Here is a 22066-nt window from a genome sequence, read left to right as displayed (position 1 = left end):
CCTTTTTGGTCTTGTTTTGCGCTAAACGTGATTAACGCTTTAAGCCTTCGTTTAGTAAAGGACGCATGGTTTTTACTAATTCGGTCGTCACTTTCGGAGAACCCGCAACGATATTGCCAGAGATCAGATAGTTATGACCGCCAGTAAAGTCAGTGACTGTGCCACCCGCTTCACGACATAACAGATCGCCAGCAGCGATATCCCATGGCTTTAAGCCAATTTCAAAGAAACCGTCTAAACGGCCTGCGGCCACATAGGCTAAATCTAATGCTGCAGAACCTGTGCGACGTAAGTCTGAACAATGACCAAACACTTCGCCGAAAATGGCCATATAGGTTTCGGTATGTTGACGGGCTTTAAATGGAAAACCTGTACCGATAATGGTTGGTGCTAGTTCGTTAACATTGGTCACGCGAATACGGAAATCGTTTAATTTGGCGCCTTTACCACGGATAGCGGTAAATAATTCTTCACGAACTGGATCATATACAACGGCAACTTCAGTTTTGCCTTTGTATTGGAGTGCGATAGAAACCGCAAAATGGGGAATGCCTCTAACGAAGTTGTTAGTGCCATCCAGAGGATCGACTATCCAAATATAGTCTTTGTTTTCACCGCGGTTTTCGCCTTTTTCTTCACCCACGATAGTGTGATCTGGGTAAGATTTACGAATTTGATAGGTAATAGCGGCTTCTGCTTCCTTGTCTACACTGGTAACAAAATCGTTGATACCTTTAGCACTGACTTCAACTCGGTCAAGTTCAGTGTAGGCACGCATAATAGTTTGGCCGGCCGCGCGAGCAGCGCGAACAGCAATCGTCAGCATCGGATGCATTGCAATCCCCTGGATGTTAAAGAACGTTAAAAATAGCGTGCGGTATTATACTCGATTTGATTGTTATATCAAATACCGATTTTCATATAAGCATTCGCGCACGCCTGTGATAGTATTCGCTCCCTGTGTTTTGTGAATTAAATTAAGTCGTTTCATGCTAAGTAATATTCGGGTGATTTTAGTGGGGACATCGCACCCCGGCAATATTGGCTCAACCGCCAGAGCGATGAAGACGATGGGGTTATCAACCCTGTATCTTGCCGAACCAAGATGTGAAGTGGATGGTCAATCCATTGCCTTGGCCGCAGGCGCTTCGGACATTTTAAAACATCTGGTTAAAGTGGATTCCTTAGAAGAAGCCATCGCCGATTGCAGTTTGGTGATTGCCACCAGTGCCCGTAGCCGTACCTTGGATTGGCCTATGCTCGATCCGCGAGAAGCGGGACAAAAGCTGGTGACAGAAGGCTTAGCAGGGCCTGTCGCCATCGTCTTTGGTCGTGAAAATCATGGGTTAACTAATGAAGAATTACAGCAATGTACTTACCATGTGGCGATTCCTGCGAACCCTGAATACAGCTCATTGAACCTCGCGCAGGCTGTGCAGATCATTTGTTATGAGACGCGTGTGGCACATTTAGCCCAAACGGCGGTGTCACAAGAGGTTGAAGAATATCCACTCTCTGCCGATCTTGAGCGTTTCTTTGTACATCTTGAAAGTACCTTATCATCGACTGGCTTTATTATTAAAAACCATCCCGGCCAAGTGATGACAAAGTTACGCCGTCTATTCAGCCGTGCACGTATCGAAAGTCAAGAGATGAATATTCTTCGGGGAATTTTGACTTCGATTGATAAAGTGGTGGGTAATAAACAAAAATAGCCAAAGCAAATTTGGTACATAACGGTAATCGCGAAGGATTGAGTAATGGGTGTGATAGCTAGGCTAAAAGAAGACATTGAATCTATATATCACCGTGATCCCGCGGCGCGTAGCGCCTTTGAGATCTTGGTTAATTATCCTGGCATGCACGCCATTTGGCTGCACCGGATAAGCCATAAGTTATGGAAGCGTGATTGGCGCTTAATGGCTCGTTGTTTATCGACTTTTTCGCGCTGGTTGACGGGAGTGGAGATCCATCCTGGTGCTACTATTGGCGATCGTTTCTTTATCGACCATGGTATGGGCGTGGTGATCGGTGAAACCGCTGAAATTGGCGATGATTGCACCTTGTATCACGGCGTGACATTGGGCGGCACCACTTGGCAAGCAGGTAAGCGTCACCCAACACTGGGTAATAACGTCGTTGTTGGTGCTGGCGCCAAAATCTTAGGTCCTATCACCATGCATGATGGGGCGCGTGTCGGCTCAAATTCTGTTGTAGTAAAAGATGTGCCTAAGGATACGACAGTGGTTGGTATTCCTGGGCGTGTGGTAGCAACGCCCTCACCACAATCAAAAGAAAAATCCGAACGCCGTAGTGCTATGGCTAAGAAGTATGGTTTCGATGCTTACGCGGTCTCACCTGATAATCCCGATCCCGTTGCTAACGCGATTGGTCAAATGCTGGACCATATGCATTTAATGGACTCAAAGGTGCAGGAATTGTGTCAAGCTATCCAGCGTTTAGGTGGCGATGTCTGCACCGAAAGATTGCCAGAGCTGAATGTTGGCGATTTTAACGATGTCGAAAAGGCGGCTGCTGATAAGCGCCAAAGTGCGCTTGATGAGTTTGATCCAAGTATATAGTCCTGAAAATAGTAGAGTAGAAGCAATTTCATTAGAGTGTCACCACTCTGCTAACGCTTTTATTTCGATAGTGCAAATCCCATTGCATAGCTTTTGAACACTTTTGGCATGCGTGCTCTGCTTTCATTTCAAGATAGTGCGTTAGATCCCGATATCAGGCCAATTTGGGTGATTAATTGCCCCTTTGGCATTGAATCTTAGGGCAGAAAAAGGTTAAATACCCCACCAAGATGAAAGGGTATTGGTTAACGGCGCGCTTAAATACTTGAGTGTTTTACTAGGTTTTATACTTGACTGATTTACTCGGGTATGTTGAAATAGCTCCATACCTGTTCGGGAGCTATGGTAGTTATGAAACTTACATCTAAAGGTCGTTATGCAGTAACCGCAATGCTTGATGTGGCTATCCACTCAGCTTCAGGACCAGTTCCCTTGGCGGATATCTCTGAAAGACAAGGGATTTCGCTTTCCTATCTGGAACAACTCTTCGCAAAGTTACGCAAACATGGCCTAGTGGCAAGTGTCCGAGGTCCTGGTGGTGGTTACCGTTTAGGCCTAGAGGCAAATGATATTTCTGTTGGCATGGTGGTTCATGCCGTTGACGAGTCTGTCGATGCGACTCGTTGTCAAGGATTAGGCAATTGCCAGAGTGGAACTCGCTGCTTAACGCACTCGCTTTGGGGCGATTTAAGCAAACAAATTTCAGATTTTTTAGATGGTATCAGTCTTGCGGGCTTAATGCAGAAACGAGATGTGCAATTTATTTCGCTTAAGCAAGACACTATGCAAAAGGAGCAAAGAGTCAGCTTATAGGCTTTTTGTTATACGATAAAAATTATTTTTGTACGTTGTATGTAGCCTCGGCAGAGACTGCTAAGTACGGAGTGTGTTATGAAGCTTCCTATCTATTTAGATTATGCCGCCACCACGCCTGTTGATCCGCGAGTTGCGGAAAAAATGTTCCAATACATGACGATGGATGGCATTTTCGGTAACCCAGCATCACGTTCTCACCGTTATGGTTGGCAAGCTGAAGAAGCGGTAGATGTCGCTCGCAACCAAGTGGCTGATCTTATCAATGCAGATCACCGTGAAATCGTGTTTACCTCTGGTGCAACTGAGTCGAATAACCTCGCCATTAAAGGCGTTGCGCATTTCTACAATAAGAAAGGCAAGCACATTATCACCAGTAAGACTGAACACAAAGCTGTGTTAGATACTTGCCGTCAACTTGAACGTGAAGGTTTTGAAGTCACCTATTTAGAACCAGAATCTAACGGCATTATTCCGATGGCGCGCTTAGAAGCGGCTATGCGTGACGATACTATTCTCGTCAGTATTATGCACGTCAACAACGAAATCGGTGTGATCCACGATATCGATGCAATCGGTGAGTTATGCCGTTCAAAAGGCATTATTTTCCATATGGATGCGGCGCAAAGTGCTGGTAAAGTACCGATTGATGTGCAACGCACTAAAGTAGATCTGATCTCCATTTCTGGCCACAAAATGTATGGTCCTAAAGGGATTGGTGCCTTGTATGTTCGTCGTAAACCCCGTATCCGCTTAGAAGCGCAAATGCACGGTGGTGGTCATGAGCGGGGTATGCGTAGTGGTACTCTGCCAACTCACCAAATCGTCGGTTTAGGTGAAGCTGCGGCGATTGCAAAAGCTGAAATGGCAACAGATGACGCGCGTATTGCTAAGCTGCGTGACAAATTATGGAATGGCATCAAACACATTGAAGAAACCTATATCAACGGTGATATGACTCAGCGTGTGAGTGGCAGTCTCAACGTTAGTTTCAACTATGTTGAAGGTGAGTCACTGATGATGGCCTTAAAAGATTTAGCGGTTTCATCGGGTTCGGCTTGTACCTCAGCCAGTTTAGAACCGAGCTACGTGTTACGTGCACTGGGCTTAAATGATGAAATGGCGCATAGCTCGATTCGTTTCTCTATCGGCCGTTTTACCACCGAAGAAGAAATCGACCACGCTATTGAAGTTATTACTCAATCTATTGATAAATTAAGAGAAATGTCTCCATTGTGGGAAATGTTTAAAGATGGCATCGACCTGAATCAGGTGCAGTGGGCCCATCATTAATTCGACTAATGACAATAGATAATTTTGGAGCAGTATCATGGCTTACAGTGAAAAAGTGATAGATCATTACGAGAACCCACGTAACGTTGGTTCTTTCGATAAAAACGATCCTTCAGTCGTAACCGGTATGGTGGGTGCACCAGCTTGCGGTGACGTGATGAAGTTACAACTGAAAATCGGTGCTGACGGCATTATCGAAGATGCTAAGTTCAAAACCTATGGTTGTGGTAGTGCGATTGCATCAAGCTCACTGGTCACTGAGTGGGTTAAAGGCAAGACAATTGAGCAAGCTGCGGCGATCAAAAACACTGATATAGCTGAAGAGTTAGCTCTGCCACCCGTAAAAATCCACTGTTCTATTTTGGCTGAAGACGCCATTAAAGCGGCGATTGACGAGTACAAATCTAAACAAGCTAAGTAACATCTGGAGTTAAGATGGCAATTACAATGACCCCAGCGGCAACTGAACGCGTCAGGTCTTTCTTAGCAAATCGAGGCAAGGGAATTGGTCTGCGCCTCGGCTTAAAGACGTCAGGCTGTTCAGGTATGGCTTATGTGCTTGAGTTTGTTGATGCACTGAACGATGACGATGAAGTATATGATATTGATGGTGTAAAAATCATTATCGATGCGAAAAGCTTTATCTATCTTCAGGGCATTGAATTGGATTTTGTTAAAGAAGGACTGAACGAAGGTTTCCAATTTAACAACCCGAACGCAAAAGGTGAGTGCGGTTGCGGTGAGAGTTTCACTGTTTAATTGCCGAATTGACGCATGAATTATTTCGAGCTGTTTAAGTTTTCTCCTAGCTTCGATATTGACACCGCATTGCTTGCAGAACGCTACCGCGACCTGCAACGTGCGGTTCATCCCGATAAGTTTGCCAATGATACCGAGCAACAACGGTTGTTGTCAGTGCAACGCACCGCACAAGTCAACGACGGTTATCAAACCCTAAAAGATCCCATCCGCCGTGCTGAGCATATGCTCTCCCTGCGTGGTATTGATTTAAGTCATGAGACTACGACAGTGAAAGATACTGCATTTTTAATGCAGCAGATGGAATGGCGTGAAGCACTTGAAGATATTCGTGATAGCGCCGATCCCCAAGCCAGCATTGATGAACTGTACGATTCTTTTGCGACTTACCGCGCTCAGTTGAATAAAGTATTGGCTTCACAGCTGAGCAGTGGCAGTGACGAAGACGCCTTGTTAGCGGCAGATCAAGTTCGCAAACTTAAATTTATGGCAAAATTACACGATGAACTGACGCGTATCGAAGACGCGTTGCTCGATTAATTTTCCTTATTGCAGTTATTTTGCCGATTCCGATTGATTTGAGTCGGCGTTACTAAGTTGGATACATATGGCCCTTTTGCAGATTGCTGAGCCCGGACAAAGTGCCGCGCCGCACCAACATAGACTTGCCGTTGGCATCGATTTAGGTACAACCAATTCACTTGTGGCTGCTGTACGCAGTGGCGTAACGGCAACCTTGCCTGATGAAAACGGACAGCATTCTTTACCTTCGATAGTTCGTTACACTCATGATGGAATTGAAGTGGGTTATGTGGCGGCGTTAAGTTCAGCGCAGGATCCTCAAAACACTATCGTTTCCGTTAAACGTTTTATGGGGCGTAGTCTTGCGGACATCCAAGCTGGTGAGCAATCTTTCCCATATCAATTCGAAGCCAGTGAAAATGGTTTACCGCTGTTTGTGACGCCCCAAGGTCGAGTGAATCCGGTGCAAGTTTCTGCCGAAATTTTACGTCCTTTAATTGAACGCGCCGAAAAAACCCTTGGCGGTGACCTGCAAGGTGCAGTGATCACTGTGCCTGCGTATTTCGATGATGCCCAGCGTCAGGGAACTAAGGATGCAGCATCGTTATTGGGTATTAATGTTTTACGCCTATTAAATGAACCCACTGCGGCTGCGATTGCTTATGGCTTAGACTCTAAGCAAGAAGGTGTTATTGCCATTTACGATCTCGGTGGTGGCACCTTTGATATTTCTATTTTGCGTTTAAACCGTGGCGTATTTGAAGTACTGGCTACGGGCGGCGATTCTGCGCTCGGTGGTGATGATTTTGATCATCTTTTACAAGCACATATGCAGCAAGTGTGGCAACTGACTGATATCGACTCTCAGTTAAGTCGCCAGCTATTGATTGAAGCGCGCCGGGTGAAAGAAGCCTTAACCGATTCGAGTGATACTGAGGCTAGTCTTACCCTTGCCGATGGTTCGGTGCTCAAACAAGTGGTTACTAAGGCGCAATTTGAGAGCCTCATCGCTGCGCTTGTGAAGAAAACCATCGCAAGTTGTCGCCGCACCCTACGTGATGCGGGCGTAACGGCTGATGAAGTGCTTGAAACCGTCATGGTTGGCGGCTCTACCCGCGTGCCATTAGTACGTGAGCAAGTTGAAGCCTTTTTTGGTAAAGCGCCATTAACCTCAATCGATCCTGATCGTGTTGTCGCCATTGGCGCGGCGATTCAGGCTGATATTTTGGTCGGTAACAAACCCGAATCTGAATTATTACTGCTCGATGTGATCCCCTTGTCGTTAGGGATTGAAACCATGGGCGGTTTAGTGGAGAAAGTGGTGTCTCGTAACACGACTATCCCCGTGGCACGCGCCCAAGAGTTTACCACCTTTAAGGATGGGCAAACGGCGATGGCGTTCCATGTCGTGCAGGGTGAGCGAGAGTTAGTTGACGATTGCCGCTCTCTAGCACGCTTCACCTTAAAAGGTATTCCACCGTTAGCGGCAGGTGCTGCCCATATCCGGGTGACCTTCCAAGTGGATGCTGATGGATTATTAAGTGTGACGGCCATGGAGAAATCCACTGGTGTGCAATCGAGCATTCAGGTCAAGCCTTCGTTTGGTTTATCGGATACTGAGATCGCGACTATGCTCAAAGACTCGATGAAGCATGCTAAAGAAGATATCAGCCGCCGTATGCTGGCTGAGCAGCAAGTTGAGGCGGCGAGGGTGCTTGAGTCCTTGAATGCGGCGCTCTCAAAAGATGGTGACTTACTCACAAGCGATGAGCGTCAGCAGATTGATACTGTGATGGCAGAGCTGGTTCACGTCGCTGGCGGTGATGATGCTGATGCAATTAAAAATGCGATCGAAACTCTTGATGAACATACTCAAGATTTTGCCGCAAAACGTATGGATAATTCTATTCGAGTGGCCTTTAAAGGTCAGTCAATTGACAAGATATAGGTGATGTGATGCCCCAGTTAGTCTTTCTTCCCCATGCTGAGTTGTGTCCCGATGGCGCAGTGTTGGAAGCTGAAGTAGGTGAAACGATTCTCGATGTGGCGCTGCGCAATGGCATCAATATCGAACATGCCTGTGAAAAATCCTGTGCTTGCACTACGTGCCATTGCATTGTGCGTGAAGGATTTGATGAGCTAGAGCCAAGTGATGAACTTGAAGACGATATGCTTGATAAAGCTTGGGGACTCGAGCCTGAGAGCCGCTTATCCTGTCAGGCTAAAGTGGTTGATTGCGATCTGGTGATTGAAATGCCTAAATACACTGTCAATATGGTGAGCGAAGGCTAAGTCACTTTTGTGCTGAAATCGCCAAAAACCAGTCCTAGTGACTGGTTTTTGGCTTTTGTAGACTAGCATTTGCGCAAGCAATAATAGCCATGATTGATTTATCCTTAAGCAAGCGTATTATGCGCTCAAAATGAAATGGTTGTCGGAGACCAGAATGAGAATCGCGATCCTATCGCAAGGGCCTGAGCTATATTCCACAAAGCGACTCGTTGAGGCTGCGACATTACGTGGTCACGAAGTCAAAGTGATCAATCCGCTCGAATGCTATATGAACATCAATATGCGCCAATCGAGCATTCATATTGGTGGTGAAGAATTACCGCCCTTTGATGCGGTGATCCCACGTATCGGCGCATCAATTACCTTTTATGGCTCTGCGGTGCTACGCCAGTTTGAGATGATGGGTGTCTATGCGCTCAATGATTCTGTCGGCATTTCACGCTCCCGCGATAAGCTGCGTTCAATGCAGTTAATGTCACGTCGTGGTATTGGTTTGCCGATCACCGGCTTTGCCAATAAGCCAAGCGATATTCCTGATTTAATCGATATGGTCGGTGGCGCGCCGTTAGTGATTAAATTGCTTGAGGGCACTCAAGGTATTGGCGTTGTTCTGGCTGAAACCCGTAAAGCGGCCGAAAGCGTGATTGAAGCTTTTATGGGATTAAAGGCTAATATCATGGTACAAGAATATATCAAAGAAGCTAACGGTGCGGATATTCGTTGTTTTGTCCTTGGTGATAAAGTAGTCGCCGCGATGAAGCGCCAAGCCATGCCAGGGGAGTTTCGCTCAAACCTCCACCGTGGTGGTACGGCAAGTTTAGTTAAACTTACGCCTGAAGAACGCTCAGTGGCTATTCGTGCCGCTAAGACCATGGGCCTGAACGTTGCGGGTGTGGATTTATTGCGTTCCAACCATGGCCCATTAGTGATGGAAGTGAATTCTTCACCAGGCCTTGAAGGGATCGAAGGTGCTACAGCTAAGGATGTCGCTGGGGCGATAATCGAGTTTGTTGAGAAAAACGCAATTAAGACAAAAAAAACAACTCAAGCGTAAAGTGAGTGGTGATTAAGCTAAACTCAGGTGAAATGCGTTGAAATGTCCGTTTGCATAGGGGAAAGAGGATGTCATTAAAGTGGATTGATTCATTAGATATCGCCTTGGAATTACTAGAAAAACATTCAGATGTTGATCCCCGCAAACTGCATTTTACCGAGTTGTATGAGTGGGTGTTAGCGCTAGAGGATTTTGATGACGATCCTAAACATTGCAATGAAAAGGTATTAGAAGCTATTCAACAATGCTGGATTGAGGAAAAATAACATCAATTACTCACCTTGTTGTTGCGGCAACTTGTCCACGAAATAATTAATTTGCGTGACATCCATCACGCTTATTTGGCTGTGAAATGGGATTTTAGTCGGAGTTTGATCAGTATCAAATTCCTTTTTATTGAATAACGTACCTTGTTACTTATCGGTTAAGCAGTTAACCGCTTAATATTATTCTCGCAACGCAAGGATGTTCACATGAAACTTTTGTTTGCTATGTTATTCACACTGTTACCCGCGTTGGCATGGGCTCATCCTGGTCATGGCGGTGTCGGTTTATTCCATCATTTGCTCGATTTAGCGCCAGCGGTTATTTTGGTTGCTTTGATTGCTTGGGCTGGAATTTGGGCAAAAAATAGAAAGTAAGCTAATTTGATAATGCTTACTCCTGTATTCATCTCCTTAGAGATATCTCGATAATAAATTGCCAGTTGCCCTTAAATGACAACTGGCGTTTTTTTGTGTGATCAATCTGGTTACAAATCCAGCCAATGTGCGCAATATCTCAGACTTATGTGCTTTAAAGATAGGATTTACTTTTTAAATTTCGTATAATCCGCGCGAATTTTTTCAAACTTGCTGACAAAGGAAGCTTGTTATGGCGATCGAACGCACATTTTCTATCATTAAGCCTGATGCTGTTGCTAAAAACCACATCGGTGCAATCTACAACCGTTTTGAAACTGCTGGTCTGAAGATCGTTGCAGCTAAAATGTTACACCTGACTAAAGAACAAGCTGAAGGTTTCTATGCTGAGCATAGCGAGCGTGGCTTCTTCGGTGCTCTGGTTGCTTTCATGACTTCTGGCCCAATCATGGTTCAAGTATTAGAAGGCGAAAACGCTGTTTTAGCTCACCGCGAAATTTTAGGTGCAACTAACCCAGCTCAAGCGGCTCCTGGTACTATCCGTGCTGATTTCGCTCAAAGCATCGACGAAAACGCAGCTCACGGTTCAGATTCTTTAGCATCTGCAGAACGTGAAATTGCTTACTTCTTCAGTGCTGAAGAACTGTGTCCACGTACTCGTTAATTTGAGTGCGGACCGAAGAAGGGAGCCTTAGTGCTCCTTTTTTTTGGCTGCATTTTGCTAACTACGCCAAGGACAAAGTGTTTAATGCTAGTAACAGGTTATTTTTATTCAGTTTTTAAAAAAATTTAAAAAACTTCCTTGAAATCCGCTTTCCTATCCTTATATCTATTGCAGGATCGCTCGATGAGGATCCCAATCGATTCTGTGCCGTTAGGACAGAAGTTAATTTAGGCGAAACAAATGTGTGTTTTCAACCTGAAAACCGTTCGCCAATTTCCCATATTGCTTAAGATAAGGATATGAATATGCGTACTTATGATTTAACTCCTCTTTACCGTAGTGCTATTGGTTTTGATCGTTTAGCCCAGATGGCAGAACATGCTGCCGCCAATAATGGCAACTCAGGTTATCCTCCATATAACATTGAACTCCTCGGCGAAAATCGTTATCGCATTACGATGGCCGTGGCAGGATTCTCGATGGAAGAGCTTGAGATCAGTAGCGAAGGTGAGAAATTACTGGTTAAAGGCAATAAGGCCGAAAGCCAAACTGAGCGTAAATACCTATACCAAGGTATTGCCGAGCGCGGTTTTGAGCGCACCTTCCAACTGGCTGATTATGTGACCGTATTGGGTGCCAGCTTAGAGAATGGTTTATTGAACATTGATTTAGTGCGTGAGATCCCAGAAGCGTTAAAACCACGCAAGATTGAAATCACCACCTCGCGCTTATTAGATAGTCAATCCTAATCCAGCATCGCGCGGATAAAGAAGGGGAGCTAAATGCTCCCCTTCTTGTTATTTTTTGTCTGGCTCGAATTGGAGATGTTTTCTAAGCGTTATCTTTATAAAAGTTCTTTAGGCTTTCATCGCTTTTTCGCCGCGAGCTAAGCCGACAACGCCCGAGCGTGATACTTCAACGACTTTGGTCACTTCACCCATGGAATGAATAAAGGCATCGAGTTTTTCGGTCGTGCCCACCAATTGGATGGTGTAAAGATTGGCGGTGACATCGACAATCTGCCCACGGAAGATATCGGCGGTGCGCTTAATTTCTTCCCTAAGCTCCCCTTGGGCACGGACTTTAACCAGAGCCAGTTCCCGCTCAATATAAGCTGACTCGGTAACATTCGACACCTTAAGCACATCGACTAACTTGTGCAGTTGTTTCTCGATTTGCTCTAGCACCTTTTCGTCGGCCACCACGGTAATATTGAGGCGCGATAAGGTGTTATCATCGGTTGGTGCCACAGTTAAACTTTCGATGTTGTAACCGCGTTGGGAAAACAGGCCGACAACACGGGATAAAGCGCCGGATTGGTTTTCGAGTAATACAGATATAATTCGACGCATTAGCATTTCTCCGTTTTGCTTAACCACATTTCATTCATCGCGCCGCCGCGGATAAGCATGGGATACACGTGCTCAGTCTCATCCACCATAATGTCGATAAATACCAGTCTGTCTTTCATGGCAAGGGCTTCGGCCATCTTAGACTCAAGCTCAGCAGGATCGCTAATCGTCATGCCAACATGGCCATAGGCTTCGGCAATTTTGGCGAAGTTGGGTACCGAATCCATATAGGAATGGGAATGGCGACCCGAGTAGATCATATCCTGCCACTGCTTAACCATGCCGAGGAAACGGTTGTTTAAGTTGATAATTTTAACCGGCGTATCGTATTGCAGAGCGGTTGAAAGCTCTTGAATATTCATCTGAATCGAACCATCGCCCGTTACGCACACGACGGTTTCGTCTGGCATCGCCATTTTGACCCCCATGGCTGCGGGTAAACCAAAGCCCATGGTGCCAAGGCCACCGGAGTTAATCCAATGGCGGGGTTTATCAAAGGGATAATAGAGTGCGGCAAACATTTGATGCTGGCCCACATCCGAGGCGACATAGGCCTCACCATTAGTGAGTTTGTAGAGAGTTTCAATCACTTGCTGTGGTTTGACCCGATGACTTTCCTTATCGTATGCCAAGCAGTTACGCTCGCGCCACACAGTGATTTCTTGCCACCATTGATTGAGCGCCTCGCTATCGTTGCTCTCCTTCGATTCTTCAAGCAGGGCTAACATGCTGTCTAATACAATATCGGCCGAGCCAACGATCGGGATATCCACTCGTACGGTTTTTGAAATCGATGAGGGGTCGATATCAATATGTAAGATGGTGGCGTTAGGGCAGTATTTTTCGATGTTGTTGGTGGTTCTGTCATCGAAACGCACGCCAATTCCGAAGATAAGATCGCAGTTATGCATGGTCATGTTAGCTTCATAGCGACCGTGCATCCCCAACATACCTAAGCTGTTTTTATGGGTGCCAGGGAAGGCGCCAAGGCCCATTAAGGTGCTGACAACGGGGATATTTAACTTTTCTGCTAGGGTTAAGATCTGCTTTTCACTGCTAGAAATAATCGCACCGCCACCCACATAGAGCACGGGTTTTTTCGCTGCTAATAATGCCTGTAATCCTCGACGAATTTGACCTTTATGGCCCGATGTCGTTGGATTATAGGAGCGCATTTTTATGCTCTCGGGGTAAATATAGTCGTGCAGTAATGCCGGATTGAGGCAATCCTTGGGCAAGTCTACCACGACGGGGCCAGGACGACCCGTGGAGGCAATATAAAAGGCTTTTTTAATGATCTCAGGAATTTGAGTGGGATCTTGGACTAAAAAGCTGTGTTTGACGACTGGGCGTGAAATCCCAATCATGTCGCATTCTTGGAACGCATCGTTACCGATTAGATTGCTCGGCACTTGGCCAGATAACACCACTAATGGAATCGAATCCATATAGGCGGTGGCGATGCCAGTAATGGCATTGGTGGCACCTGGGCCTGAGGTCACCAGTACCACGCCTACTTTTCCCGTAGCTCGGGCATAACCATCGGCCATATGCACGGCGGCCTGTTCGTGGCGAACCAGAATATGTTCAATACCGGGGATAAGGTGCAGGGCGTCGTAGATATCTAACACTGAGCCGCCAGGATAACCAAATATGTGCTTTACCCCTTCATCAATAAGGGAACGCACAATCATGCTGGCGCCGGATAACTTCTCCATGTGAAACTCCTATTGCATAGTACCGTTACGGTAAACAGTATCTTGTTACAGCGACGGTAATCGCTCTAAAAATAAGCCTGAAGGGTAATTCAGACTCCGTTTGCTGAACTTGAAATCATCGATTTCAAGCGCTCATCCCTTTGGATGCAGCAGCTGTTGCAATGAACAGAATTTCATCATATTCAAAAAAGAACACATTTCAAGGGTTTTCTGTAAAAAATAACCAACTTGAGACAATTTCATATTTAGGCGCGATAAATGCTCATGAAACGGGAGTTTTTGTGTGGGATAATTTTATTTAATCACTTTAATTAGAATGGGTTAGGTGGTGTATAATGAAAAACGGCACCTGAGCGCCGTTTGTTTAGGGAAGGCTTAATTTGTTACAAATCAACCACAAAAGCGATGTAAACTATGATTGCTTCGCTTACGCGGCATAAAGGCGCAGATTATTGCTTTGGTTTGGCTTGATGAGTCTGTCGGTTAAATTGACAGAATCCCACCAATAATACCGCCGTCAACATTAATGCCGAGAAGGGCACTGCGGTGCCATTGTAAAACAGCGCGAGTAATGGTCCTGCAAGGGCACCAAAGCCAAATCTTAAGGTGCCAATCACCGCCGTTGCCGTGCCGGTTTCCTGCTTAAATTTCATTAACACAATGGCATCAGCATTAACTGACATAATGCCAAGAGAACCCATCAGTGGAATAAGCATTAATACCGTAAAGTGGTAACTGAGACCCAATAAATTCACTCCCAGTAAACCTGCAGCTGCGAGCGCTCCTAAGAAAGTCGACACGTGCAACATCCTTAACGAGCCATAACGGCCCACAATTCGGGTATTGATGATATTTGCCAGCATCAGAGCGCCCACATTGGTACTAAAGAGTAGGGCAAATAAGGATTTATCTAATGAAAAAACCTCCATATAGACAAAAGGCGATGCCGTTAAATAACAGAAAAAGGCAAAGGAGGTGAGCACTCCGCTGGCAATATTCATTTTGACGCCTGGGCGTGAAAACACAGTGGCATAGGCGCCCAAAAAAGATTTTTGGCTGCGGCTACTTTGATCTTTATCGCTGGGCATTCTCAGCAGCGTAATGACCAACATCAGTAATAACAGGGCATAGGCTGATTGGATAAAGAATATCAAATGCCATTCGCCAAGTTCGAGGATAAGACTACCAATACTGGGGGCTAATAATGGCGCTAACATCATGATCAAACTGACATAAGACATACCTTTAGCCGTGTTTTCACCATAGACTTCTTTGATATAGCCAGGGACAACCACAGTGGCCGCTGCGCCGATAAAAGCTTGTAAAAAGCGCAGGCCCAAAAACACTTCAATCTGCTCAGCTAAGCCTAACAACAGGCTAGCTAACATAAAACCTGATAGCCCCATAATCACCATGGGACGACGGCCAATACGGTCAGCAAGCGGCCCAAAGCACAGCATGCCGAGGGCATAGCCGCCTAAGTAAACACTCAAGGATTGTTGCACTAAGGTGATATCGGTATGAAAGCTATGGGCAAGTGTTGCCATAGCGGGCAAATACATGTCGATCGCGAGCGGCGTGATCGCAACAATAGCGGCGAGCATAGGGATCAGCAGTGCCAAGTGGGGAATGCTGCTCGGTTTAGTCGGATAGCTTGACGGTTGTGGGTCCACAGTTACCTCGGGTGGCGAAAGAAGGCGATATTAAGTGTTATGTAACTCGAAAACCAAAATTGTAGGGTAACAATTTTGCCTAATGGCGACTCATTTTGCCTCAATTACCATAGCGTAATTTCGCCATGAACATTGGAGGAGTATAGGGAAGAAATGAGTGGCCAGCGAAGACTCAGCCAACAGTTGAACTGAATGATAGCTCTTGTCATCGAGTATAAGGATATTAAGCCATAACATAGTAAAATGCTCGGGCAAATAAGCCAATCTCGATGACGATATCTTTACACTTAAATTGTAACCAAAATCGCTTTACTGTCCTTGTATTGCATTAATTTACCAATGTACGCCTGAGCGTCATTCATTCGACTGAGGTTGTCACCCCAGTGTCATCTGTATGTCATCTAAACGTCTTGAATGCAGATTAGTTTAATGAGCTTTAGCTTAACCCTACGACTAATAACAACACATTCAGGAATGATGCAATGAACACAAAACGACTGCCGCTGGCCGGTGCGATACTGGCAAGTTTACTCCTTAGTGCCTGTAATGGTGATGACGGTACCAATGGTGAGCAGGGGGATAACGGCTTAAATTCATTAGTTAAAGTAACCCCACTCTCTATTGGTGATGCAAACTGTCCCGCCGGTGGTCAACGTATCGATACCGGGCTTGATGCGAATCGTAATGGTAAGTTGGAAGAGACTGAAATCGATGCGGCGCAAACGCAATTTATTTGCCAACCCCAAGCAGTTGGAGTCAAGGCGGAGCTTATTGGTCGTCATCAAACGGGCGTTTATGGCCTGAGCGCTGCTGAGATTGTTGAATACCATAGTGCTTCTCAGCGTATTTTTGTGGTCAATGCGAGAAGCGGTAAAGTCGACATTATCGATGCCAACTTACTTGGCAATGCTGCTGAGGCAACTGCGCTATTAGCCTTGAATAATCTTGATAAGCTCGGCGAGCTGGATGTCGCTAAAGATGTGGGCTTGAGTTTTATGGGCAGCGTTAACAGTGTCAGTATTTATGGTAACTTGTTAGCGGCGGCCATTGAGCGCGGCGATGCAGCGGGCAATAAGACTCAAGCCAATGGCTATGTGGCTTTCTACCAACTCAATGGCAATGAGACACCGCAGTATCTCAGCGCGGTTGAAGTCGGTGCATTACCAGATAACGTAGTCTTTAGTCATGATGGCAAAACGGTACTCGTTGCGAATGAAGGTGAACCAAATCAAGACTATAGTATCGATCCTGAGGGTAGTGTAGCCATTATCGCCATTGCGGATGGTAAACCCGCAGCAACGGCGACGCTAGTGACATTCACCGAGTTTAATCAGGGCAATGCTCGCTATAATGAAATCACCAAGGACATTAAAATCAATGGCCCAATGGCCACTGTCGCGCAAGATTTGGAGCCTGAGTTTATCAGTGTCAGCCCCGATAACAGCCGAGCCTTTGTGAGCTTGCAGGAGAACAATGCCATCGCGGTGATTGATATCACCAATGCCAAAGTAACGAAGATTTTACCCTTAGGACTGAAGGATTATGGTCTTGATGTGAATAAAATTGATGCAAGTGACCAGGATGATATGGTCAACCTTCAGGCCTATGCGGGCGTGTATGGCATGTATCAACCCGATACAGTTGCGAGTTACCGTTGGAATAATGCTGATTTTATTGTTACCGCAAACGAAGGGGATTCCCGTGATTATGCTGGGTTTTCGGAGGAAGCCCGTGCCGGTGACTTAACTTTAGATCCTAATCATCCACAATTTGCTGCCGCAAAAGATAAGACCCAATTAGCCCGTTTGAAAGTGACTAAGAGTATGGGGGATGACGATAACGACGGCGATTATGACAAAATTGTGAGCTTCGGCGCGCGTTCTTTCTCAATCTGGACCGCCGATGGTCAACAGGTGTTTGACAGTGGCAGCGATTTTGAGCGGATCACCGCAGCCTTGTTAGGCAATAACTTCAACAATAACAATGAAGAAAACAAAGGCGATAGTCGCAGTGATGATAAAGGACCCGAGCCAGAAGCCTTAGTTCTAGGCAAAATTGGCCAAAAACGCTATGCCTTTATCGGGCTTGAACGTACCTCTGGTTTTATGATTTACGACGTGACAAATCCCTTTGACGTGCATTTTGTGGATTATGTGGTAAACCGTGATTTTGACGCGAGTTTCAGCATTAATACAGATACGGGTGAAGTGAAAGGTGATGCCAGTTTAGCGGGCGATTTAGGGCCAGAAGGCATGAAGTTTGTGAGTGCCGAGAAGAGTCCTAATGGTCAGCCTCTGTTGATCATTGGTAATGAAGTCAGTGGCACAACCAGCGTGTACCAGATCAAGGTGCAATAGCCATAGCTTCTGTTCAAGGTGCGATAACTTTAGATCTCAACATCTTAAATGCTTGTAAGTAAGCTTAAAACGCCAGAGCACCACTCTGGCGTTTCTTTTTGCTTCTTTCTCGCGATAAAAATGCAAGGTTAAACGACTGAATAGGCGTTTTGCTTGAGTGCGTTAAAGGTGGATTCGATGCATTCGAGCGCAAGCTGGAATTGGGTATCGTTTTCGGCGCCACCTAAACTTAAACGGATAAAGTTATCATGACAGTTAAAGTCATCCCCATTGCGGATCAGTACACCTTTTGCTGCTAAGGCGGTCACCAGATGATGGGCTTTAATGTCTTCGGGTAACTGGATCCAGCCATTTAAACCCCGCCAGCGCTGAGTTAACCCTAGCTTGTCGCCCAATGCTATGCATTGCTGCTGACGCGCGCGAATAATCGCATCGCGATTGGCCGTGATGTGCCCGCGTTTGATTAGCTGACAGGCGAGCTCCACATTGAGCGGCGAAACCATCCAGCATTGGCTATGAATGGCGAGGCGCAATGGTGCGATAAGCGGCTCGGGTACGAGGATAAAACCTTGCCTTAAGCCCCCAGAAAACAGCTTAGAAAGGCTTGAAATGTAAATGACCCTCGGTACATTCAGCGTCTGTGCTAACTGCCACAGTGGAGGGTGCCATTCCTCGGGGAGAGAATAATTCACATCATCTTCAATGATATAAAACTGGTACTGCTCCGCGAGTGCCAACAGTTTTTCTCTCTGTGGCTCACTGTATTGAATGCAGGTGGGGTTTTGATTGTTGAGGGTTAAGTACACCAATTTAGGTTGATGAATTTGTACTAAGGCCTCGAATCTTGCCAGATCGACCCCGTCAGCGGTTAACGGCACGCCAATACTATTGATACCCAATTGTTTCGCGCAAATACGCACACCGGGATAGCTGTACTGCTCGTGCAGGAGCACCTCGCCCTTGGCTAGGAAGGCATTAAGGCAGGCAAAAATGGCCTGTTGCCCACCATGGGTAAAGATCAGTTGCTCGGGTTGCTGTTCAATACCGCGTAGTAAAAGCCAGTGGTGAAATACCTGTTGATGTTGATCTAAGGGGCTGGCGCGATAGCCAAGGAGTTGACTCAGTTTCGCTGGATCCTTAGCCAGTTGGCTTAGGCAATCACTCAGCGTACTTATTTGATCCGTCAACGGTTGCTGACAAGTCGCCATATTGAGCTGCAAATGACTGAGCTCTGGCACGGGAGAGGCGTTGACATAGGTACCATCACCAATACGCGCTTCCACATAGCCACGCTGCTCTGCAAGGGCATAGGCTCGTGTGACTGTGCCTATGGTCACTCCAAGTGCATCGGCTAAACGCCGCTGTGGTGGGAGTTTTGTGCCATGGGGCAGGGTCTTACACAAAATGCCTTGTTCGATCGCACTGACGAGACGTTGATATTTAGGACCTGTAAATGCCTCTAGATCCGGTGTCCAAATTGTACCCATGACAATAAATCCATTGATCTCCGCTAATCTCCCTATATTATTTATTGTATCTTTTATTGTCAAGTGTTGTATGCATACAATTTAGGTGTTTATGGATATTCAACTTTTAAATGATCCACAACTCTGGACATTAATGGCCTCAGCAGCACTCTTTTGTGCAACCATGACCATGACTCCGGGGCCTAATAATATTTTACTCGCCAGCTCCGGCGCTCATTTCGGGGTGATGCGTACCATTCCACATATTGCAGGGATCCGCTTAGGTTCGACCTCTTTGCATCTGTCGGTGTTACTGGGTCTTGGCGCTTTATTCGAGGCGTTTCCCGTGTTGCATCAAGTGCTAAAGTACGCAGCGTTATTGTATTTGTTGCACCTTGCCTATCGATTAGCCACCTCTCCTGTTAAGGCGGCACATTTGGATGACGGGCGTCAGCCGATGAGTGTGATCGAGGCGGCGCTGTTTCAGTGGATTAATCCTAAATCTTGGATGTCGACCATTACCCTTTGTAGTGCGTTTACCTTAGGGGGCGATGGTTTTTGGCTCAGTGCATTACTAGGCGTGTTAGTGTTTAATCTGGTGGGATTTCCCGCGTCCTTCACTTGGGTGTTTGTTGGTGCAGCAATCAGTAAAAAACTGAATACGGATAAACGTCGACGCCATTTTAACTGGTTTATGGGCAGTTTATTGTTAGTTTCATTGCCGATGATCCTGCGGTAAGCAGAGCTAATTAGGCTAAAAGCTTAAATATTCTGGGATACTGACTCGCTTAATGATTGGCTTTATGCCATAACCAACATAGTATTGATGACTTTTTTAGATAACGGTTTTATATACCTAAACAAACTGAAGAAGTTGGTTCCATGGGTATTGCACCGATATAAGGTGAGTTATCTAACCATAACAAGTTAGCAATTGACTTGGGAGTATATGGAGGTTAGCGCGTGAAGTTTCCCAGTTTAGTATCATTTATGCCTGGTTTGGCGCAGATGCTGCAGTACGAGAAGCAATGGCTCAGGGATGATGTTCGAGCCGGATTATCCGTGGCGGCGGTCGCTTTACCTGTAGCCATTGCCTATGCACAACTTACAGGGGTTAATGCCGCTGTCGGTTTATACTCCTGTGTGCTGCCAATGTTAGTGTATGCATTGTTTGGTACTTCTAGACAATTAATCGTTGGTCCCGATGCCGCGACTTGTGCCGTGATTGCCGCAGTTGTGACGCCACTTGCTGCTGGCGACAGCATGAAGCACTGGCAACTCGTGATGACCATGACGGCCATGACCGGTTTTTGGTGTTTAATCGCCAGCCGTTTTCGCCTTGGCGTCTTGGCGGACTTTCTCTCAAAACCGATTTTAATGGGGTTACTAAATGGTGTGGCGATCACTATTATCGTCGGTCAATTCTCAAAGATTTTTGGTTTCACCTTCGATGAGCGTTATTTGATTGAGCGCTTATCCGGTGCGCCTTCCTATCTTACCAAAACACACTGGCCCACCTTATTGATGGGACTGGTGACCTTAGCCACCTATGCCTTAATAAAACGTTATCGCCCACAATGGCCTGCTTCAATGTGTGCAATGGCAATGGCTGCATTTTTGGTGTGGGCCTTTAACTTAACCAGCTTCGATATCAATGTGGTGGGCGAGGTGAGTGCAGGCTTGCCTTCGTTTCAAGCACCGGTTTTTAATATTGGTATTGCCCGTGAACTAGTTGTGCCTGCGCTTAACTTAGCCATGGTGAGCTTTGTGAGTATGATGCTTACTGCACGCAGTTTTGCGGCTAAAAATGGCTATGATATCGATGCGGACAAGGAGTTTCGCGCCCTCGGTATTGCCAATATTGCTTCAGCTTTATCACAAGGTTTTGCGGTCAGCGGTGCTGATTCGCGTACAGCTGTCAATGATGCTAACGGCGGTAAAAGTCAGCTCGTATCAATCATCGCGGCGTTATTGATTGCGATCGTTGCGCTGTTTTTTACTGCACCACTGAAATATATCCCCAGTTCAGCTCTTGGTGTGGTCTTAGTGATTGCCTCTATTTCGTTGATTGATTTAAAGGCGCTATGGAATCTGCGCGTCAGAGACCGCTCAGCCTTCTTGCTTGCTTGCACCACATTGTTTTCAGTACTGTTTATTGGTGTTATCCCTGGGATTACCTTTGCGGTGTTACTCGGTTTATTCCAGTTTTTAGCGACTGTGATGCGGCCAACGGATCAAGTGTTAGGGCTTGATCATAAAGGGGTTATCCGCAGTGTAGATGATTCGGGCAAGGCTAAGTCTGTGCCAGGGGTGTTTATCTACCGCTTTAATTCACCCTTAACCTACTTCAATGCCACTTACTTTAAACGTCGGTTACTGGAGAAGTTTATCCGTGAGCCTGAACCCGTCGATTGCATCATTATTGATGCCGTGCCGTGTTTTACCCACTTGGATTTAAGTGTGATGGCCATGCTTGCAGATCTCCATCAATTATTGAAGAAGCGTGGGATACGTTTAGTCTTGGCGGGGCGTAAAAGGCAGATGCTTGGCTGGTTTGAACAGGCGGGGATCCCGTCAGGCGAAGGCGGCATTTTAATTCGGCCAGATTTATATCTTGCGCTGAAAATGAACCAAAGTTACAAGCAAGCACTAGCTGAAGGCCAAGCACCTGTTATCAAAAAAGCGCCTGAGGATGATGTGCTACTTCATAGTCATTTATAGGATACTATTTTAACGAAAAGTGCGGTAATGTCCGTAATGCCGTTCACTTAAGAGTGAACGGCATTTTTCTTTGGTCTAACCGGAAACTTGTTTTTGCTCATTTTAAGGACTCGTGGATATGCCCTTTCCCGTTTACCATCCAGCTTCAATTGCCTTGCA

Annotated in this window: 22 protein-coding genes; 17 read left to right on the top strand and 5 right to left on the bottom strand. The window is 46.0% G+C overall.

Going from position 1 to position 22066, the window contains the following annotated elements:
• Positions 1-31 precede the first annotated feature (31 nt).
• Entirely contained in the window at positions 32-835 is an 804-nt protein-coding gene (gene suhB / locus AEA42_RS00140) for an inositol-1-monophosphatase (protein WP_011072272.1), read from the bottom strand.
• Positions 836-989: 154 nt separating this feature from the next.
• Here suhB and trmJ point away from each other — a divergent pair, with 154 nt between their 5' ends.
• The 14 genes from trmJ to AEA42_RS00075 all read left to right on the top strand — a co-directional run bounded on the left by trmJ (position 990) and on the right by AEA42_RS00075 (position 11369).
• On the top strand, positions 990-1715 hold the full coding sequence (trmJ, locus tag AEA42_RS00135; RefSeq protein WP_055646619.1) for a tRNA (cytosine(32)/uridine(32)-2'-O)-methyltransferase TrmJ: 726 nt from the start codon (positions 990-992) through the stop codon (positions 1713-1715).
• A gap of 45 nt (positions 1716-1760) precedes the next feature.
• Positions 1761-2582, top strand: a complete 822-nt coding sequence (cysE, locus tag AEA42_RS00130; RefSeq protein ID WP_037418369.1) for a serine O-acetyltransferase — start codon at positions 1761-1763, stop codon at positions 2580-2582.
• Between the two features lie 351 nt (positions 2583-2933).
• A complete protein-coding gene (gene iscR / locus AEA42_RS00125; protein ID WP_006081858.1) occupies positions 2934-3395 on the top strand; it encodes a Fe-S cluster assembly transcriptional regulator IscR in 462 nt (153 codons plus the stop codon).
• A 78-nt stretch (positions 3396-3473) separates the two neighbouring features.
• Positions 3474-4688, top strand: a complete 1215-nt coding sequence (locus tag AEA42_RS00120; RefSeq protein WP_037418361.1) for an IscS subfamily cysteine desulfurase — start codon at positions 3474-3476, stop codon at positions 4686-4688.
• 37 nt (positions 4689-4725) lie between these two features.
• A complete protein-coding gene (iscU, locus tag AEA42_RS00115; protein ID WP_011072277.1) occupies positions 4726-5109 on the top strand; it encodes a Fe-S cluster assembly scaffold IscU in 384 nt (127 codons plus the stop codon).
• 14 nt (positions 5110-5123) lie between these two features.
• Positions 5124-5447 (top strand): iron-sulfur cluster assembly protein IscA, encoded by a 324-nt coding sequence (gene iscA / locus AEA42_RS00110; protein ID WP_011072278.1) that lies wholly within the window; start codon positions 5124-5126, stop codon positions 5445-5447.
• A 15-nt stretch (positions 5448-5462) separates the two neighbouring features.
• Entirely contained in the window at positions 5463-5987 is a 525-nt protein-coding gene (hscB, locus tag AEA42_RS00105) for a co-chaperone HscB (protein ID WP_055646618.1), read from the top strand.
• A 67-nt stretch (positions 5988-6054) separates the two neighbouring features.
• On the top strand, positions 6055-7917 hold the full coding sequence (gene hscA, locus AEA42_RS00100; protein WP_055646617.1) for a Fe-S protein assembly chaperone HscA: 1863 nt from the start codon (positions 6055-6057) through the stop codon (positions 7915-7917).
• Positions 7918-7925: 8 nt separating this feature from the next.
• Positions 7926-8261: an ISC system 2Fe-2S type ferredoxin gene (gene fdx, locus AEA42_RS00095; protein WP_037418353.1), complete on the top strand. Its 336-nt coding sequence runs from the start codon at positions 7926-7928 to the stop codon at positions 8259-8261.
• A gap of 154 nt (positions 8262-8415) precedes the next feature.
• Positions 8416-9315: a 30S ribosomal protein S6--L-glutamate ligase gene (gene rimK / locus AEA42_RS00090; RefSeq protein ID WP_037418350.1), complete on the top strand. Its 900-nt coding sequence runs from the start codon at positions 8416-8418 to the stop codon at positions 9313-9315.
• A gap of 68 nt (positions 9316-9383) precedes the next feature.
• Positions 9384-9581, top strand: coding sequence for a Fe-S cluster assembly protein IscX (iscX, locus tag AEA42_RS00085; RefSeq protein WP_037418347.1), 198 nt, complete (start codon positions 9384-9386; stop codon positions 9579-9581).
• A gap of 207 nt (positions 9582-9788) precedes the next feature.
• On the top strand, positions 9789-9956 hold the full coding sequence (locus tag AEA42_RS22060; protein ID WP_037418345.1) for a hypothetical protein: 168 nt from the start codon (positions 9789-9791) through the stop codon (positions 9954-9956).
• Between the two features lie 232 nt (positions 9957-10188).
• Entirely contained in the window at positions 10189-10620 is a 432-nt protein-coding gene (gene ndk, locus AEA42_RS00080; RefSeq protein WP_011072285.1) for a nucleoside-diphosphate kinase, read from the top strand.
• 305 nt (positions 10621-10925) lie between these two features.
• Positions 10926-11369 (top strand): Hsp20 family protein, encoded by a 444-nt coding sequence (locus AEA42_RS00075; RefSeq protein ID WP_037430809.1) that lies wholly within the window; start codon positions 10926-10928, stop codon positions 11367-11369.
• Positions 11370-11477: 108 nt separating this feature from the next.
• Here the strand turns inward: AEA42_RS00075 and ilvN are convergent, their stop codons facing one another.
• The 3 genes from ilvN to AEA42_RS00060 form a co-directional block, all read right to left on the bottom strand.
• Complete coding sequence (gene ilvN / locus AEA42_RS00070) at positions 11478-11972, bottom strand: acetolactate synthase small subunit (RefSeq protein ID WP_055646616.1); 495 nt, start codon at positions 11970-11972, stop codon at positions 11478-11480.
• Positions 11972-13690, bottom strand: coding sequence for an acetolactate synthase 3 large subunit (locus AEA42_RS00065; protein WP_055646615.1), 1719 nt, complete (start codon positions 13688-13690; stop codon positions 11972-11974). The genes ilvN and AEA42_RS00065 overlap by 1 nt, the downstream gene beginning before the upstream one ends.
• A 449-nt stretch (positions 13691-14139) precedes the next feature.
• Entirely contained in the window at positions 14140-15294 is a 1155-nt protein-coding gene (locus AEA42_RS00060; protein WP_224022150.1) for a multidrug effflux MFS transporter, read from the bottom strand.
• A gap of 551 nt (positions 15295-15845) precedes the next feature.
• Here AEA42_RS00060 and AEA42_RS00055 point away from each other — a divergent pair.
• Positions 15846-17720 (top strand): choice-of-anchor I family protein, encoded by a 1875-nt coding sequence (locus AEA42_RS00055; protein ID WP_055646613.1) that lies wholly within the window; start codon positions 15846-15848, stop codon positions 17718-17720.
• Between the two features lie 128 nt (positions 17721-17848).
• Here the strand turns inward: AEA42_RS00055 and AEA42_RS00050 are convergent, their stop codons facing one another.
• Positions 17849-19207 (bottom strand): PLP-dependent aminotransferase family protein, encoded by a 1359-nt coding sequence (locus AEA42_RS00050; protein ID WP_055646612.1) that lies wholly within the window; start codon positions 19205-19207, stop codon positions 17849-17851.
• Positions 19208-19298: 91 nt separating this feature from the next.
• Here AEA42_RS00050 and AEA42_RS00045 point away from each other — a divergent pair, with 91 nt between their 5' ends.
• Together AEA42_RS00045 and AEA42_RS00040 are read left to right on the top strand one after the other, a co-directional pair.
• Positions 19299-19925: a LysE family transporter gene (locus tag AEA42_RS00045; RefSeq protein ID WP_055646611.1), complete on the top strand. Its 627-nt coding sequence runs from the start codon at positions 19299-19301 to the stop codon at positions 19923-19925.
• A 224-nt stretch (positions 19926-20149) separates the two neighbouring features.
• A complete protein-coding gene (locus tag AEA42_RS00040) occupies positions 20150-21907 on the top strand; it encodes a SulP family inorganic anion transporter (protein ID WP_055646610.1) in 1758 nt (585 codons plus the stop codon).
• Positions 21908-22066 lie beyond the last annotated feature (159 nt).

The sequence above is a fragment of the Shewanella sp. Sh95 genome, assembly GCF_001308045.1.
GTDB classification, from domain to species: domain Bacteria; phylum Pseudomonadota; class Gammaproteobacteria; order Enterobacterales; family Shewanellaceae; genus Shewanella; species Shewanella xiamenensis.
Note: the sequence above shows the minus strand (reverse complement) of the source record. Positions and strands in the feature narration are given on the sequence as shown.